Below are 15,831 nucleotides of genomic sequence, written 5' to 3' on the forward strand. Positions count from 1 at the left end.
ATTAGCCCCTTCATTAGCGCATTCCTTTACGTTGCGAGTGCCATAGCAGCAGGCAGCCAAGCGCCAAGAACAGCCCGTGTACCGGCCAAACCCCCAGCGCAACTTCCAGCACGCCCTTACCGACCGCATCCACCGCGGCCAATAGCAGGCTTAAATAAGCGACGTAAAGAAAAACGGCAGGCAGTAGTTTGGCAAACCGCCCCTGACGAGGGTTTACTCTGGAAAGCGGCTGGGCTAGTAATGCCAAGACAAACACCATTAGCGGCAACCCCGCTCGCCACTGAAATTGCGCTTGGGCACGAGGACTGGGGTCGTTCCAAAGCTCAGTCGTGGTCGCGTACTCTAATGAATCCAGCTCTTGTCGATTCCGGCTCAAGCCCAGGCGCAATGTGTAGCGCTCAAACGTTAACCGTTCAGCAGCTTGTTTACCTGGCGTTACACCATAGCGCTCGCCATCCTCCAGTACTAGAAAACGGCTGCCGGTTTCCATACTGGTTTCTTGATAACCAGAACCTGCCCGGGTCACGTAGCTATGAGTCTTTTCCGCCCCAGCTACGGGCTGCTCATGAACCAGCACCTCCTGCATTTCAGTGCCATCGCTGCTGAAATCGCTGATGTAAGCGGTACGTCCTCCACCGAAATCTTGGAAACGCCCAGGTGCCAGTACTGACACATCCAGTCGACTGCGCTGCTCTTCAAGCGCAGCCTCAGTTTGTAACGCGCCCGCAGGTGTTAGCCACAAACTACAAAGCCCCACCAGCACCGCCACAACCGAAGCAGGCAACAGCGTTACTCGCAATAGCCGCATAGGGCTCATACCACAAGCCACCATCACGGTAATTTCACTGTTCATATAAAGCTGACCATAGGCCAGCAATATCCCCAGGAAAAAAGATAGCGGTAGAATCAGTTCCATAAATCCAGGCAGGTGAAAAACCATCAGGCTGCCTAAAATAGTGACCGGAATGTCGCCCTCTGCCGCATCAGAGAAATAGCGAATAAAACGGCTGCCCATGATGACCAGCAGCAAAATTCCAGCCACCGCTGACATCGTCAGTAATACTTCGCGAGTTAAGTACCGAAATAAAATCAACGCACTCTCCGGCTAGTAGCGCAGGTTGCAATGCAATGCGCCCATGGCTTGGGTACACTAATCAAACTGCTATCAAAAATTTGTTATCAAAAACCGATTATCAAAACCTAAGTAACGGGGCATTATCCCGAATCACTCGATGCTTGTCTTGTTGGAGACGTCATGGAATTTTCCGTTCAGACCGCGAACCCAGCCAAAGCCGAAACGGCTTGCCTCGTTTTGCCTGTCTTTAAAGGTAGCGACTTATTGCCCGCCGTCGCCAAATTAGATGACGCGAGCGAGAGGCTAATTGGCCAGTTGCTTGACCGTGGCGACTTTGATGCCTCGCTGGGCAATGTGCAGCTTGTCCCCTTTGCGCCGGGCTTAGGCGCCGAACGTTTATTGCTCGTTGGCCTGGGCGAACGTGCCAAATGCCAGGAAGCGGCGTTTATTAAAGCCTTAGACGCCGCCATGGCAGCGTTGACCAAACTGCCCATTGATGAAGCTAGTGCTACGTTTACAGACGTTCCTCTAGAAGATCGCGACACTGCTTGGAAAGCTCGTAAAACACTCGAAGCAGCTCAACGCGCTATTTATCGCTTTGACCAGTTCAAATCATCTCCCGCAAAAGCCCCCAGCCTGGCCAAGCTGAACCTGATTGTCAGCGATGCCGACGAAGCACCAATGGCCAAACAAGGGGCAACACTGGGCACTGCCATTGGCCAGGGTATCAACCTCACCCGCACCTTGGGTAACTTGCCGGGCAACGTCTGTACACCGCGCTATTTAGCCGAACAAGCCGAGCAGTTGGGCCGCGATTCCCAAGGCGCCCTCGAGGTTGAAATTTTAGATGAAGAGGCGCTGGAAGCGCTGGGTGCTGGTTCACTGCTTTCTGTTGGGCGCGGTAGTCAAGAACCAACACGCCTGATCGTGATGAAATACCAGGGGGCGGAAAATTCTGAAGAAGCGCCCCATGTGCTAGTGGGCAAAGGCATTACCTTCGATACCGGCGGTATTTCGTTGAAGCCCGGCGAAGGCATGGATGAAATGAAGTTCGACATGGGCGGTGCGGCGAGCGTATTCGGCACCGTAAAAGCAGTGCTCGCCATTAAGCCCAAGCTAAATGTGGTGTTTATTGTTGCCGCTGCTGAAAACATGCCTGACGGTGCGGCCACCAAACCCGGCGACATTATCAAAACTCTGAAAGGATTGACGGTTGAAGTGCTCAACACCGATGCCGAAGGCCGCTTGGTGCTGTGCGATGCGCTTACCTACGCAGAGCGTTTCACCCCGGCCAGCGTGGTTGATATTGCCACCCTGACCGGTGCTGTCATTATTGGCCTTGGCCACCACGCAACGGGCCTGCTTTCCAACGATGATGACCTGGCACTTGACCTGCTGGACGCTGGCGAAGCGGCTTGGGATCGTGCTTGGCATCTGCCGCTATGGGATGAATATCAGGAACAGCTAGATTCCAATTTTGCCGACTTGGCCAATATCGGTGGCCGCCCGGCAGGCACCATTACGGCAGCCTGTTTCCTATCGCGCTTTGCCGATCACTTCCCCTGGGCGCACCTGGATATTGCAGGTACCGCCTGGCACTCCGGCAAACAAAAAGGCGCTACCGGCCGCCCGGTTGGGCTGCTAACCCAGTACTTGCTTGATCGTGAGGCCGATGCACAAGTAGAAAATAGCGATGGTTAACATCACAATCAGACGATCAACGGTTGCCTTTCGTTGACGTAAACGTTACATCTAAGGGCATTAGCGTGCGTGCTGCTTTCAGGGCGCACGCTACACCATATAAACACCAACACTTGCCCTTCGGGGCCAGGCTATAGCGGAGAGAATACGCCGTGCCCACAGCTTCAGATACCCAACATGGGTCACATTTTGAAATACTGCCGTCCAACCAACCGATGGCCGATGAGATTCGTGACAACATTCTGCAGAATCCAGGTTTTGGCAAGCATTTCACTGACCATATGGCCCACGTCCGCTGGACAGTCGACGCTGACTGGCACGGCCATCAAGTGCGTCCCTATGGTCCGTTAACCCTCGATCCAGCGGCCTCGGTGCTGCACTACGGTCAGGAGATTTTCGAAGGCATTAAAGCGTATCGCCATGCCGATGGCTCTATCTGGACGTTCCGCCCAGAGAAAAACGCCGAGCGTTTTCGCCGCAGCGCCCGCCGATTGGCGTTGCCGGAGCTTTCCGATGAAGATTTCATCGGTTCACTGAAAGCGTTGCTGTCCCAAGACCACACCTGGGTACCTACACCTTCCAGCGATGCCGACGAATGCAGCCTCTACCTGCGTCCATTCATGATCGCTTCCGAAGCCTTCCTAGGCGTACGTCCTGCCCATGAAGTGGATTACTACGTGATCGCCTCACCGGCGGCGGCTTACTTCAAAGGCGGCATTGAGCCGGTGTCTATCTGGCTCTCTTCCCACTACAAGCGCGCAGCCCCTGGCGGCACCGGCTTTGCCAAGTGCGGCGGTAACTACGCAGCCTCTCTGGCAGCCCAGAAAGAAGCCGCCGCAAACGGCTGTAGCCAGGTAGCGTTCTTAGACGCCGCTGAAAACAAGTGGATTGAAGAACTAGGTGGTATGAACCTGTTCTTCGTTTATAAAGATGGTCGTTTAGTGACGCCCCGCCTCACCGACACCATCCTTGAAGGCGTTACCCGCAACTCAGTGCTTACCCTGGCAAAAGATGCGGGCCTAACACCGGAAGAGCGCGCCATCAGCATCGATGAATGGCGCGAAGGCGCTGCGTCTGGCGAGATTACCGAAGTGTTCGCCTGCGGCACAGCAGCGGTAATTACCCCGGTCGGCGAACTGGTCACCGAAAACGAGCGTATTCGTTTACAAGGCGATGGCAACAATGAAATTGCCAAACGCATCCGTAAATCGCTGCTTGATCTGCAATATGGCCGCAGTGAAGACAAATACGGTTGGCTTACCCGATTGGTATAAATCAGTTGGTATAAATCAACGGATATAAACCGGCACCCTACCGCCACTAGCCGCGGTGGTAGGGACGGGTTTTGAAAAAAGCGGGAACCGCTGGAGCCTTTGATGGCACGTATCGATTTTTATATTCTTCCTGACACTACCCTGGAAGCGCGCCTACAGTTTGCTTGCAAGCTAGCAGAAACCATCTACCGCAAAGGCTATCGGTTGCACCTGCACTGCGAAGATAAAGCCCTGGCCGAACAGGCCGACGAGGCCCTTTGGCAGTTCCGTGAAGATGCCTACCTCCCCCACGCATTGGAAGACAGCGATATGGCCGCCAGCGTGCCGATAACGCTAGGCTGGCAGCAACTCCCGGTGCCAACGCAAGAAACCGCTCTACTGAACTTGCACCCCGACATTCCCGACGGCGTGGAGCGCTACGCCCGCATTGCCGAAATCATCAATCAGCACCAACAAGTACTGGTCGCCAAACGTGCCTGCTGGCAACGCTATAAAGAAATGGGTCATGAAGTGGTGCCGCATAAGTTGGGGTAATCTTTCTACCATCTGGCCACTGATGCATAGCCACTTACACTAGCGCCATACATAACAACAACTCAGCGGAAGAGTCACCCAATGCGCTTTCCCACTCGGCTTGCATCCACCCAATCTTCCCATGCTTTTTTAGCGCGCGCCCCGTTGGCGGTGATTGTCATTGCACAGCTGTTTGGAACATCGCTCTGGTTCAGTGTTAACGGCGTTGGGCTGGCGCTTCAACAGGCTGTTGGCTTGAGTGAAAGCGACCTGGGGCTGCTCACCATTGCAGTGCAAGCAGGTTTTATTACCGGCACGCTGTTAATTGCCACCACCGGCCTTGCCGACCGCGTACGCGCCAGCCACTTGTTCGCTATCTCTGCGGTAGCAGGCGCGCTGATTAACGCCGCGTTTATTGGTGTCGCCGAGAGCGTCAGCTTAGCGGTAGCAGCACGCTTTTTGGTCGGGCTGTGTCTTGCCGGTATTTATCCGCTCGGTATGAAATTGGTGGTGAGCTGGACACCCAACAACGCAGGCTCGGCGCTGGGCTGGTTGGTCGGCATGCTGACACTGGGCATTGCCTCGCCCCACTTATTGCGCGGGCTAACGCTGCACTTGCCATGGCAATGGCCACTGTTGCTGTCCTCTGCCCTGGCACTGCTCGCCGCACTGATGATTTTTAAACTAGGCGTGGGGTCACACCTGCCTGCCACAGCCAGCGGCGGACGCCCCTGGGCAGGACTGGCTGCCTTCAGGCAAAAGAACTTTCGCGCCGCGGCGCTGGGCTACTTTGGTCACTGCTGGGAGCTATACGCCCTATGGGCGCTGGTGCCTTTTTTAGTTGCTAGAGAGCTGGAACGCCTAAGCGCAGCGCCGGGCCTTCAGCCATGGCTCAGCTTTGCGGTGATTGCGTTGGGCTTACCTGGCTGCGTTTGGGCTGGCCGCTGGAGCCGCCGAGTGGGCAGTGCGCGAGTGGCCGTTGTGGCGCTAGCGACCTCCGGCACGCTTTGTTTGCTCTATCCACTCTTAGGTGGCACTTCACCCTGGCTACTGCTAACCCTGTTAGGGATTTGGGGTATTAGCTTAATTGCCGATTCCGCGCAGTTTTCCGCGCTGGCGTCAGCCGCCGCCCCACCTGAGCGCCTCGGTGCAGCACTTGCCATGATGAATGCTATTGGCTTTGGCCTAACGATTCCTTCTATCGCTCTAGTCACTGCCCTATGGGCCAGCCAAGGTCCCTGGGTGATCTGGTGGCTCCTGCCTGGCCCAGTGCTTGGATTAATCGCCATGCGTGGGCTCTCTTCAAGTAAATGATTAACGCGTGTTCTTGGTAAGGTGGCCGCCCTAACACCGACACCACAAAGGTTTTCCTATGGCCCACACTGCCCACTGGGTGCCGCTTAACGTTAAGCACCACGGCGGTTTGATGTGGCAACGTTTTACTGCCTACCACTTTGCTCAGCACATTACCCAGGCAAGCCTAGCAGAGGGTGAATTACGTCATGCGGCCGCCAGCTTTCCTATTGGGTTTACCCAAACAGCATCAGGCTGGCAGGCCGTCGCACTACTGGGGCTGCGCGATGAGCAAAATCTCATCGTCGATAGCCAAGGGCGCTGGCGCGCGGCGTATGTGCCCGCCGCCCTGCGAAGCCACCCCTTCGGGCTGCATGCTGAATATCCTGAAAAGCTATGCATCGACCAACATTCACCCTTTGTGGTGGCGCGCCTGGATGCCGAGCCTTTCTTTAACCAACACGGCGAGCTAGCCAGCTTCCCCCAACAAGTACTGGCTTTTCTCCAGCAGCGGGAAGCAGGTTGCCAGCGAGTTGCACAGCAGCTTGATGCATTGGCCAATGCCAAGCTGCTCACGCCTTGGCAGCCAGAAGGCTATCAAGGCAGCGCGCCGCTATATCAAATTGATGAGCCCGCTTGGAAGGCGCTATCCGCTGAACAAATGGGGCTTTTCTGGCAATTGGGTGCCGTTCCTTTAGTGTACGCTCAGCTCATATCCCAACGGCAGCTTGGCGTACTTCGCAGCCTCCTTCAGCGGCCGACAACATCGCCGCCAGAAGCAAACGCTTCCCGCCCCCTTTCCGAGTGGCAAGAAGCGTTTAGCAGCGAAGAACGCTATCAATGGCCGGATCCCTCTTAATTGGGTGCCAAGCACCGACGTTATTCAGGAACGTGAATGTCTTTTAATGTTGATACGCGGCCACGCAAACGGCTATTACTAAGCAGCGTGGCCGCTGCGTTTTTGCTGGCAAGTCCATTACTGGCCGCTCAAACGGCGCTTGATGAACCGCTTCCTGAGGCTGCGCCACTGCCCGCCTCATCGCTGGAAGGCCCGGCATTTTCGCCGGAACTAACGCAACTATTAACGCGCTTTCGCTGGCAAACGGGTCAGCCAATGGAAGCCACCCCTGCGCTAGGTGCGCTACGCCAAAAAATCCAACAGGCGCTAGAGCAACAGCCTCGAATTCTGGCACAACGCTCGCGTGAGCGTGAGTCGGTGCTGCAAATTGACGAAGTGCGCGCCGTACGCCGCCCTCAGGTAAACGCTGGGCTTGAGTACCGTAACGACTTGCAGCGCACTGAATCACTGCCCGACCGCGGCTCACGTGTTGACGCGGTCATTACGCTCAGCCAGCTGTTGGTAGATTTTGGCGCCAGCGGCGAACGCATCCGCGCTGCCGATCTTAGCGCTGAAGCGGCTTACTGGCAGTCCCACGCCAGTGTCGAAGAAGAAGTCCTCTACGCCTTGAATGCCTACTTGGATGTTGCCCGTGTTAGCGCTCAGCGCCAGCTAGCTGAGCACAATCTGCAGCAGCATCAGCGCATTTTTGAAGACGTTCAACTTCGCCGCGAGGCAGGCGCCGGTTCGCGAGCCGATGTACTGCGTGCCCAGAGCCGCTTAAGCGACGCCAACTCGCGGCTAATCTCTTTAGAAGGTGAGTTAGCCAGGGCGATTAACGTCTACCAAGAAGCGTTCTTTACCCAGCCCGACGAGCTGGCCTTGCCCCAAGGCGGGGCGCTACTAAGCGAGACCAGCGCCGACCAACTGCTGGATAACGCCCTTGCACGTAACGCCTCGCTGCGTAGCCAAACCCTGGCCAGCGAGGCCAGCGAAGCCGACGCTCAAGCTACCCGTAACGCCCGCTTGCCTAGCCTGAGCGTAGCCGTGGAAGGTCGTCAATTCGATGTGAATGAGTTCAACGAATCGGATAATGACGTGGCGCTGCTATTTAATCTTGATTACACGCCCTATAGCGGCGGCGCGACCTCATCGCGCATTGCCCAGGCGGTTGAACGTCAGCAGCAGAGCCAATTTGAACGCCAAGCCTTGCATCGCGAGCTGGAGCGGGAAGTGCGCTCTGCCTATACCGACACGCGCACCCGCCTAGCGGAGCTTGAAGCGCAAACCGCCACGCTTGCCGCTGAAGAAGAAGCGCTACTGGCCTACCGCGATCAGTTCGCCGTAGGAAGAAGCAGCATTAACGATTTGTTGGACGCCCAGCGGGATCTGTTCCAAACCGCGCTAGAGCTGATTAATCGCCGTGTGCGCTGGGAGCAAGCTAGCTTTCAACAGCTCGCGGTAACCGGGCAGCTACTCGATGTGATGGAGATTTACCTTGAACGCCGCTAATCCACACACGGATGCCCTTGAGCAATGCCTGACCTTTGTGGCGGCTCGGCTTGAGCTGCCGGTCTCAGAAGCTGCTATACGCGCCCAACGGGTAGGCGCAAACACCCCGCTCACCCCCGACGGCTTTATTGATGCTGCCGAGCGTCACGGCATGGTCGCGGCGCTGGGTGAACATGCGCTGGCAACGCTAGGTAACTCGCTGCTGCCAGCGGTCGCGCTGCTAAAAAACGGGCGCGCCGTGGTGATCATTGAGCGCATTGATGATGAGCGTTTTGCGCTGTTCGATCCGGCATTAGGCAAACAGCCGGTCGAAACCGCGTTAAGTGCCCTTCAAGCAGAGTACATCGGCCATCTGATTGCAGTGCGTGCCCGCTACCGGCCGGTAACGCTGAATAGCGAGCCAGCCATACAAGGCGGCCACTGGTTTTGGAGCGCACTCTCGTCTAATCGTTGGGTGTACACCCAAGTGGTGATTGCCGCTGCGCTAACCAACTTCCTTGGGCTAGCCACCTCACTGTTTATTATGGTGGTTTACGACCGCGTATTGCCCAACGAGGCCATTGAATCGCTCGTCGCGCTAACCGTGGGTGTGAGCATCGCATTGCTGTTTGATTTTGCGGTAAAAACGTTGCGCCAACTGTTTATTGAACGGGCGGGACAAGAAGCTGACCTGCGCATGGGCAGGCGCATTTTTGACCATGTGCTCAACCTACAAATGAGTGCCAAGCGGGGCTCTACCGGTGGGTTTGCCAATACCCTGCGAGAATTTGAGTCGCTGCGCGATTTCTTCGCCTCAGCATCGCTGGTAGCCCTCGTCGATTTGCCGTTTATTTTCCTGTTTATCGGCGTGATTTATCTGATTGGGGGCCCACTCTTTATGGTGCCGCTGATTGCCGTGCCGTTGGTACTGCTGATTGGCCTGGCGGTGCAGCCATTTCTTAAACGCCTTTCCGGCCAAGCCTTTGAAGAGAGCCGTTCCAAGCAGGGCGTGCTGATTGAAGCGGTAGCCGGGCTGGAAACCATTAAAGCCAGTGGCGCTGCGCCAATGATTCGTCAGCGCTGGGAAGAGAGCGTTCAGCAGCAATCTAACGTGGGTCGTAAAGGCCGTGCTATTCAACAGTTTGCTCTTAATGCCACCGCGTTCGCCCAGCAGGCCGCTCAGGTGAGTATTGTGGTGTATGGGGTGTTTTTAGTCGGCGACGGAGTGATTTCCATGGGCGCAATGATTGCCTGTGTGATTCTCACCGGACGGGCACTCGCGCCGCTGGCGCAGCTGGCTCAAACCATGACCCGCATTAACCAAGCCCGCACCTCTTACCGTGCGCTCGACCAACTAATGAATATGCCTTCCGAGCGCCCCGCTGGCCGTCACTACTTAAGCCGCTCTTCTCTGGAAGGCAAAATCAGCCTGCAAGATGTGAGCTTCCGCTACCCAGAGCAAACCACTGCGGCACTGGCCAATATCAACCTGACCATCGAGCCTGGAGAAAAAGTTGCGCTGTTGGGCCGTGTGGGCTCTGGGAAAAGCACCCTAGCGCGGCTACTGCTCGGCATTTACCCGCCCGAAAAAGGCGCGGTACTGGTAGACGACACCGATATTCGCCAAATTGACCCTGCGGATTTACGTCACAATATTGGTAGCGTGTTGCAGGAAGCGTGGCTGTTTTCTGGCACCGTTCGCCAGAATATTGCGATTGGTGCCCACCACCCTACCGATGAACAAATTCTCCAGGCCGCCAAACTGGCCGGTGCCCACGACTTTATCGCCCGCCACCCCCAAGGCTACGACATGCCTATTGGTGAGCGCGGCGAAGGGCTTTCCGGTGGCCAGCGACAACTTATCTGCCTTGCCCGCGCGCTGCTGGGTGCCCCGCCGATGCTACTGATGGATGAGCCGACCAGCGCAATGGATATTCAAACCGAAAAAGAGGTGATCTCACGGCTCAAAGCCGCTAGCCAGTCGCAAACTCTGGTCGTCGTAACGCACCGTACCAGCCTACTAGCACTGGTTGATCGGGTGATTATTGTTGATCAAGGGAAGATTATTTCCGATGGCCCCAAGACCCAGGTGATGCGCCCCGTTGAAGCAGCACCTCACCGCGCGCGTGAAGGAGCAGCATTGTGAGCCGCCCGACGTCCCAGCTTGATTTTGAACACTTTGTTCGCCACGGCCGCGCCAAGCGCCCGATTGGCAGCAGCTTACTCCTGCTCACCATTATTGGCTTTTTACTGATTGGCTTCTTGTGGGCTTATCTCACGGAGGTGGACGAAGTGACCCGAGGGCAAGGCAAAGTCGTGCCCTCGCGCAGCCTGCAAGTAGTAGAAAGCCTGGAAGGCGGCGTGGTGACCGAGATTAACGTACGCCGTGGGGATACGGTCGAACAAGGCGACACGCTGATGGTGCTTAGTGGCGGCACGCTGGAAGGTGACTACGAAGAGAGTTTACAGCGCCTGCGTTCGTTACAACTGCGCTTGCAACGCCTGGAAGCCGAAATCAACCAAACGCCGCTGGCACTCGATGATGCACTCAGCCAAGGCGCACCTAGTGTGGCTGCGAGCGAAACCCGTCTGTTTCATGGGCGGCAGTTGGAGCTAAGCGCCGAACTTCAAGTATTAGAACAGCAGGGCTATCAGCGCAGTCAGGAGAAAGCTGAGCTCGAAGCCGCGTTAAGCACCGCCCGTTCCGGCGTACAGCTGGCCGAACGAGAGCTGGCCATCATTCAGCCACTGGCTCAGCGCGGTATTGAACCAGAAACCTCGCTGCTGCGAGTGCGTCAATCACTCAACGAGCTGCGCGGCGAGGTAGCCCGTCAACAAAGTGCCGTTGCCCGCGCTGAATCTTCCATCGCTGAAATTGAAGACCGCAAAGCAGCCGCTCGCAATGCCTTTGAAGCCGATGCACTCACTCAGTTGGCCGAAGCGACCTCACAGGTCGCAGAGCTACAAAAGACGCTTCCCGGCCGAGCAGACCAGGTGGCACGCACCACCATCCGCTCGCCAGTCGCGGGGGTCGTGAATCAAGTGCATATTAGCACCGTAGGTGGCGTAGCAGGCTCCGGTGAGCCGCTGGTAGAAGTCGTTCCTGCCGATGACGCCTTGGTCGTAGAGGCGCATATTCGCCCCTCGGATATCGCCTTCCTCTACCCCGGCCAGCCAGTAAAGGTAAAACTAACGGCCTACGACTTTGCCCGTTACGGCGGCCTGGATGGCGAGCTGGTCACTATTGCCGCCGACGCTGTTCAGATGCCCGAAAGCGGTGAGTTGATGTACCCCGTTGAGGTGCGCACCGACGGCTATCTCTTCGACGCTGACAATGAACCGCTGACCATAATTCCTGGTATGGTGGCGGAAATCGATATTCTCAGCGGTAAGCGCAGCGTATTGGACTATCTCATGGAGCCCGTGGTGAAAGTACGCGACCGCGCCCTACGCGATTAACCGCTGTGCGGTTTCATCAACGCCCCTGACGCCAGGGGGTCGTTCGCGGTATACTTGCCACCATTTTTTTGCAAGCCGTGAGCCGACTCCCCATGGAAAAGACCTACCAACCCGAACAGATCGAAACCCGCTGGTACGAACGCTGGGAAGCCGACAACCGCTTCGCCCCAACAGGCCGCGGTAAGCCGTTTTCGATCATGATTCCGCCGCCTAACGTGACCGGCAGCCTGCACATGGGCCACGCGTTCCAGGACACCATTATGGATACCCTGACGCGCTGGAAGCGGATGCAGGGCAACAACACCCTGTGGCAGGTAGGCACCGACCACGCCGGAATCGCCACGCAAATGCTGGTTGAGCGTAAAATTGCCGCGGAAGAAGGCAAAACCCGCCACGACCTGGGCCGCGATGCGTTTATCGACAAGGTATGGGAGTGGAAAGAGGAGTCCGGCGGCCACATCACCCGCCAGTTGCGCCGCATGGGCGCCAGCGTTGATTGGTCCCGCGAGCGCTTCACGATGGATGACGGCTTCTATAAAGCCGTGCAAGAAGTGTTCGTGCGCTTGCACGAAGAAAAGTTGATCTACCGTGGCAAACGCCTGGTGAACTGGGACCCTACCCTGCACACCGCCATTTCCGACCTAGAAGTGGAAAACAAAGATCAGCAGGGCAGCTTCTGGCACTTCCGCTACCCACTAGCCGATGGCGTCAAAACCACCGATGGTAAAGATTATCTGGTCGTGGCAACCACTCGCCCCGAAACCTTACTAGGCGATACGGGTGTCGCGGTTAACCCAGACGATGCTCGCTATGCCTCGTTGGTCGGCAAATTTATCGAATTGCCGCTAGTCGGCCGCCGCATTCCTATCGTTGCCGATGAACACGCCGATATGGAAAAAGGCTCCGGCTGCGTGAAGATCACCCCGGCCCACGACTTCAATGACTACGAAGTCGGCAAGCGCCAGAACCACTTGTTGATCAATGTGTTCACCAAGGATGCCACCATCCTTGAGCGCGCTGAAATCTTCGACCTAAAAGGCACTCCCCAGCCCGACGAAGACGCCAGCCTACCCGCCAAGTACGCAGGGTTGGACCGTTTTGAAGCGCGTAAGCAAATTGTTGCCGACATGGACGCCCTGGGCCTTTTGGAACAGGTAGAAGCCGTCAACAACACCCTGCCCTATGGCGACCGCTCTGGCGATGTGATCGAACCGCTGCTCACTGATCAATGGTTCGTTGCGGTAGAAACGTTGGCCAAGCCGGCCATTGAAGCGGTGGAAAACGGCGACATCCAGTTCGTACCGAAGAACTACGAAAACATGTACTTCGCTTGGATGCGCGACCTGCAAGACTGGTGTATCTCCCGCCAGCTGTGGTGGGGCCACCGCATTCCTGCCTGGTACGACGCGGAAGGCAATGTGTACGTTGCCCGTAGCGAGGAGGAAGCCCGCGAGAAGCACGGCTTAGGTGCAGAGGTGACACTGACCCAAGACGAAGACGTGCTCGACACCTGGTTCAGCTCGGGCCTGTGGACGTTCGGCACGCTAGGCTGGCCGGAAAAAACCCCAGAACTGGAAACCTTTCACCCCTCCAGCGTGTTGGTGACCGGTTTTGACATCATCTTCTTCTGGGTCGCTCGGATGATCATGATGACCCTCAAGTTCACTGGCGAAGTACCGTTCAAAACCGTCTATGTGCACGGTTTGGTACGCGACGGTCAGGGTCAGAAAATGTCCAAATCCAAGGGCAATGTGCTGGATCCCATCGACCTGATTGACGGCATCAGCCTGGATGCGCTGCTGGAAAAGCGCACCGGCAATATGATGCAGCCGAAACAGGCCAAAGCCATTGCCAAAGCGACCAAGGACGAGTTTAAAGACGGCATTGAAGCCCACGGCACCGACGCCCTGCGCTTTACGTTCCTTTCCCAGGCAACCACTGGGCGCGATATCAAGTTTGATATGAACCGTCTGGATGGCTACCGCAACTTCTGCAACAAGCTGTGGAACGCTTCACGCTACGTGCTAATGAATGCCGAAGGTGAAGACTGCGGCACAGAGGGTGGCGACGTTGAGCTTTCACTGGCCGACCGCTGGATTATTTCCCAGCTGCAGAAAACCGAAGTCCAGGTCACCAAAGCGATGGACGAGTACCGCTTCGACCACGCCTCCCAAGCGCTGTATGAGTTTGTCTGGAACGAGTACTGTGACTGGTACCTGGAGCTTTCCAAGCCTGTTTTATGGGACGAAAGCGCCAGTACGGAAGCCAAACGTGGTACGCGGCGAACCCTGGTGCGCGTACTGGAAGTGATTCTGCGCCTCGCCCACCCGATGATGCCCTACATCTCAGAAGAGATCTGGCAGCGCGTTGCGCCGCTGGCAGGCACCTTCGTCGGTGATGGCGCGTCGATCATGCTCCAAGCTTGGCCGGAAGCCGACGAAAGCAAAATCGACGAACAGGCCACTCGCGATATCGAATGGCTAAAAGGCGTGATTATCGCGGTGCGTAACATCCGCGCTGAGATGAACATCGCCCCTGGCAAACCGCTGGACGTACTGCTCACCAAAGGCAAGCCGGAAGATGCCCAGCGTCTGGAAAGCAATCGCCACTTCCTCGCCAAGCTGGCCAAGTTGGAAAGCGCCACCTGGCTATCCAACCCAGACGACGCACCGCTCTGCGCAACACAGCTAGTGGGCGATATGGAAGTGCTGGTACCGATGGCGGATCTAATCGACAAAGACGCCGAACTCAAACGCCTGGCCAAAGAAATTGACAAGCAGGATAAGTTGATCGGCGGTATCGAGAAGAAACTCGGCAACGAAGGCTTTATCGCCAAAGCCCCCGAAGCCGTGGTGGAAAAAGAGCGTGGCAAACTCGCTGAATTCCAAGCTGCCAAAAAGCTGCTGGAAGAGCAACAAGTGAAGATCGCGGCGATGTAAGTCAGCGCTGACGGCAGTATCTCAACGGCACCTATTGGGTGCCGTTGTCGTTCATACACCTCTCTACTGACCGCCGCGGCCCCCATCGTCATCGTTTTTTATGACGAACCGTGTAAGGTTGGTCATGATTCTGCCACTGAGTACCAACACTGAACGCTCAGCCCCCGTTTCTCACACTACGGAATGCTCTATGCCCACACTCTCTGAGGCTCGACTGCAGGCATTAGACAACACTCTGCAACAGGCGGAGATCGCTTACCAATCGCTTTCACCGATGGCGGACACTGGGCTTGCCCACGATCATGTGTGGGTGCATCGCGATGGCGATGATTGGGTCGCACGGCTGCCCAAGCAGAGCCAAATGAACTTGGCTCCGGCCGACAACTTGGCATATGAAGCCGCATGCTACGAACGCGCCAGCCAGGGAGGCCAAGTACCCCGCTTGCATGACATCTTGCCCGTGAGCGATGCCCTACCGCGTGGCGGGCTGCTGGTCGATGCCATTGAGGGACGGTTGGCGCAGCTACCGCAGGATTTACCACGTATCGCAGAGACCCTGGCAAGCCTACACCGCTTACCGCTACCTGAGCATCCCGAACCACTACTAGCGCCTGCCGACTCATGGCAGGCCATGTGTGAGGAAGTTAGCCGCCAGGCCGAGTGGCTGGAAAAGGCCGACTTGGAGCCCGATGTCATTGCCCGTGTTCGCGATGAGCTGGAGGCACTGCCCACCACGCTGCCCGATGCCGAGCGCTGCTTGATCAGCTTTGATACCCACCCTGGAAATTTTCTGATCACTGCAGAAGGTAGCGCGATGTTGGTGGACTTAGAGAAGTGCCGCTACGGTCTGCCAGGGATCGATTTAGCCCACACCTCGCTTTACACCTCGACCACCTGGGACGTTAACAGCCAGGCAGTGCTTACTCTGGAAGAGGTCGTCGCTTTTTATCAGCGTTGGCAAGCGCATGCGGGTAAATCACCCAGCGCGGAAACACTGGTCGCCTGCCGACGTGCTACTTGGCTGTGGTCATTAACATGGTGTGCCAAGTGGCGAGCCCAGCATTTGCAACGCAAAGATATCGAGTACCGTGGCCAGGATTGGTCAGCAGAACTCACCGATGCTGACGTCATTGCCCATGTCCGCGACCGGGTCGAACACTATTTGTCACTGCCGATTATTGGGCATGTCCATAATGAACTTCTCCACCTAAAAGAATCTCTATAACCAACTGATTTTAAAAGGTGTAC

11 protein-coding genes are annotated in these 15,831 nt (G+C 56.6%); 10 read left to right on the forward strand and 1 reads right to left on the reverse strand.

Annotated elements, in window-relative coordinates:
• Positions 1-13: 13 nt before the first annotated feature.
• Positions 14-1,093, reverse strand: a complete 1,080-nt coding sequence (gene lptF / locus JFC11_RS02490) for an LPS export ABC transporter permease LptF (protein ID WP_084183657.1) — start codon at positions 1,091-1,093, stop codon at positions 14-16.
• Positions 1,094-1,255: 162 nt separating this feature from the next.
• Between lptF and JFC11_RS02495 the strand changes: the two genes are divergently transcribed.
• From JFC11_RS02495 to JFC11_RS02540, 10 genes are all read left to right on the forward strand, one after another.
• Positions 1,256-2,776 carry a leucyl aminopeptidase gene (locus JFC11_RS02495; RefSeq protein ID WP_095602748.1) on the forward strand — a complete coding sequence of 507 codons (1,521 nt, stop codon included), beginning with the start codon at positions 1,256-1,258 and terminating at the stop codon, positions 2,774-2,776.
• 152 nt (positions 2,777-2,928) lie between these two features.
• Entirely contained in the window at positions 2,929-4,050 is a 1,122-nt protein-coding gene (locus tag JFC11_RS02500; protein ID WP_198348644.1) for a branched-chain amino acid aminotransferase, read from the forward strand.
• Between the two features lie 102 nt (positions 4,051-4,152).
• Positions 4,153-4,584, forward strand: coding sequence for a DNA polymerase III subunit chi (locus tag JFC11_RS02505; protein WP_038481282.1), 432 nt, complete (start codon positions 4,153-4,155; stop codon positions 4,582-4,584).
• Between the two features lie 81 nt (positions 4,585-4,665).
• Complete coding sequence (locus JFC11_RS02510) at positions 4,666-5,877, forward strand: MFS transporter (RefSeq protein ID WP_198348645.1); 1,212 nt, start codon at positions 4,666-4,668, stop codon at positions 5,875-5,877.
• Between the two features lie 58 nt (positions 5,878-5,935).
• Positions 5,936-6,715: a SapC family protein gene (locus JFC11_RS02515; RefSeq protein ID WP_038481279.1), complete on the forward strand. Its 780-nt coding sequence runs from the start codon at positions 5,936-5,938 to the stop codon at positions 6,713-6,715.
• A 36-nt stretch (positions 6,716-6,751) separates the two neighbouring features.
• On the forward strand, positions 6,752-8,206 hold the full coding sequence (locus JFC11_RS02520) for a TolC family protein (protein WP_038481276.1): 1,455 nt from the start codon (positions 6,752-6,754) through the stop codon (positions 8,204-8,206).
• On the forward strand, positions 8,193-10,331 hold the full coding sequence (locus JFC11_RS02525) for a type I secretion system permease/ATPase (protein WP_198348646.1): 2,139 nt from the start codon (positions 8,193-8,195) through the stop codon (positions 10,329-10,331). Before JFC11_RS02520 ends, JFC11_RS02525 begins: the two co-directional genes overlap by 14 nt.
• Positions 10,328-11,644, forward strand: coding sequence for an HlyD family type I secretion periplasmic adaptor subunit (locus tag JFC11_RS02530; RefSeq protein WP_198348647.1), 1,317 nt, complete (start codon positions 10,328-10,330; stop codon positions 11,642-11,644). Before JFC11_RS02525 ends, JFC11_RS02530 begins: the two co-directional genes overlap by 4 nt.
• Positions 11,645-11,736: 92 nt before the next feature.
• Positions 11,737-14,583 (forward strand): valine--tRNA ligase, encoded by a 2,847-nt coding sequence (locus JFC11_RS02535; RefSeq protein ID WP_198348648.1) that lies wholly within the window; start codon positions 11,737-11,739, stop codon positions 14,581-14,583.
• A 190-nt stretch (positions 14,584-14,773) separates the two neighbouring features.
• The gene (locus JFC11_RS02540) at positions 14,774-15,808 is read left to right on the forward strand and encodes a phosphotransferase family protein (protein WP_198348649.1); all 1,035 of its coding nucleotides are present in this window, start codon (positions 14,774-14,776) and stop codon (positions 15,806-15,808) included.
• The last annotated feature ends 23 nt before the right edge of the window (positions 15,809-15,831 follow it).

The organism is Vreelandella alkaliphila (genome assembly GCF_016107625.1).
Classification (GTDB): domain Bacteria; phylum Pseudomonadota; class Gammaproteobacteria; order Pseudomonadales; family Halomonadaceae; genus Vreelandella; species Vreelandella alkaliphila.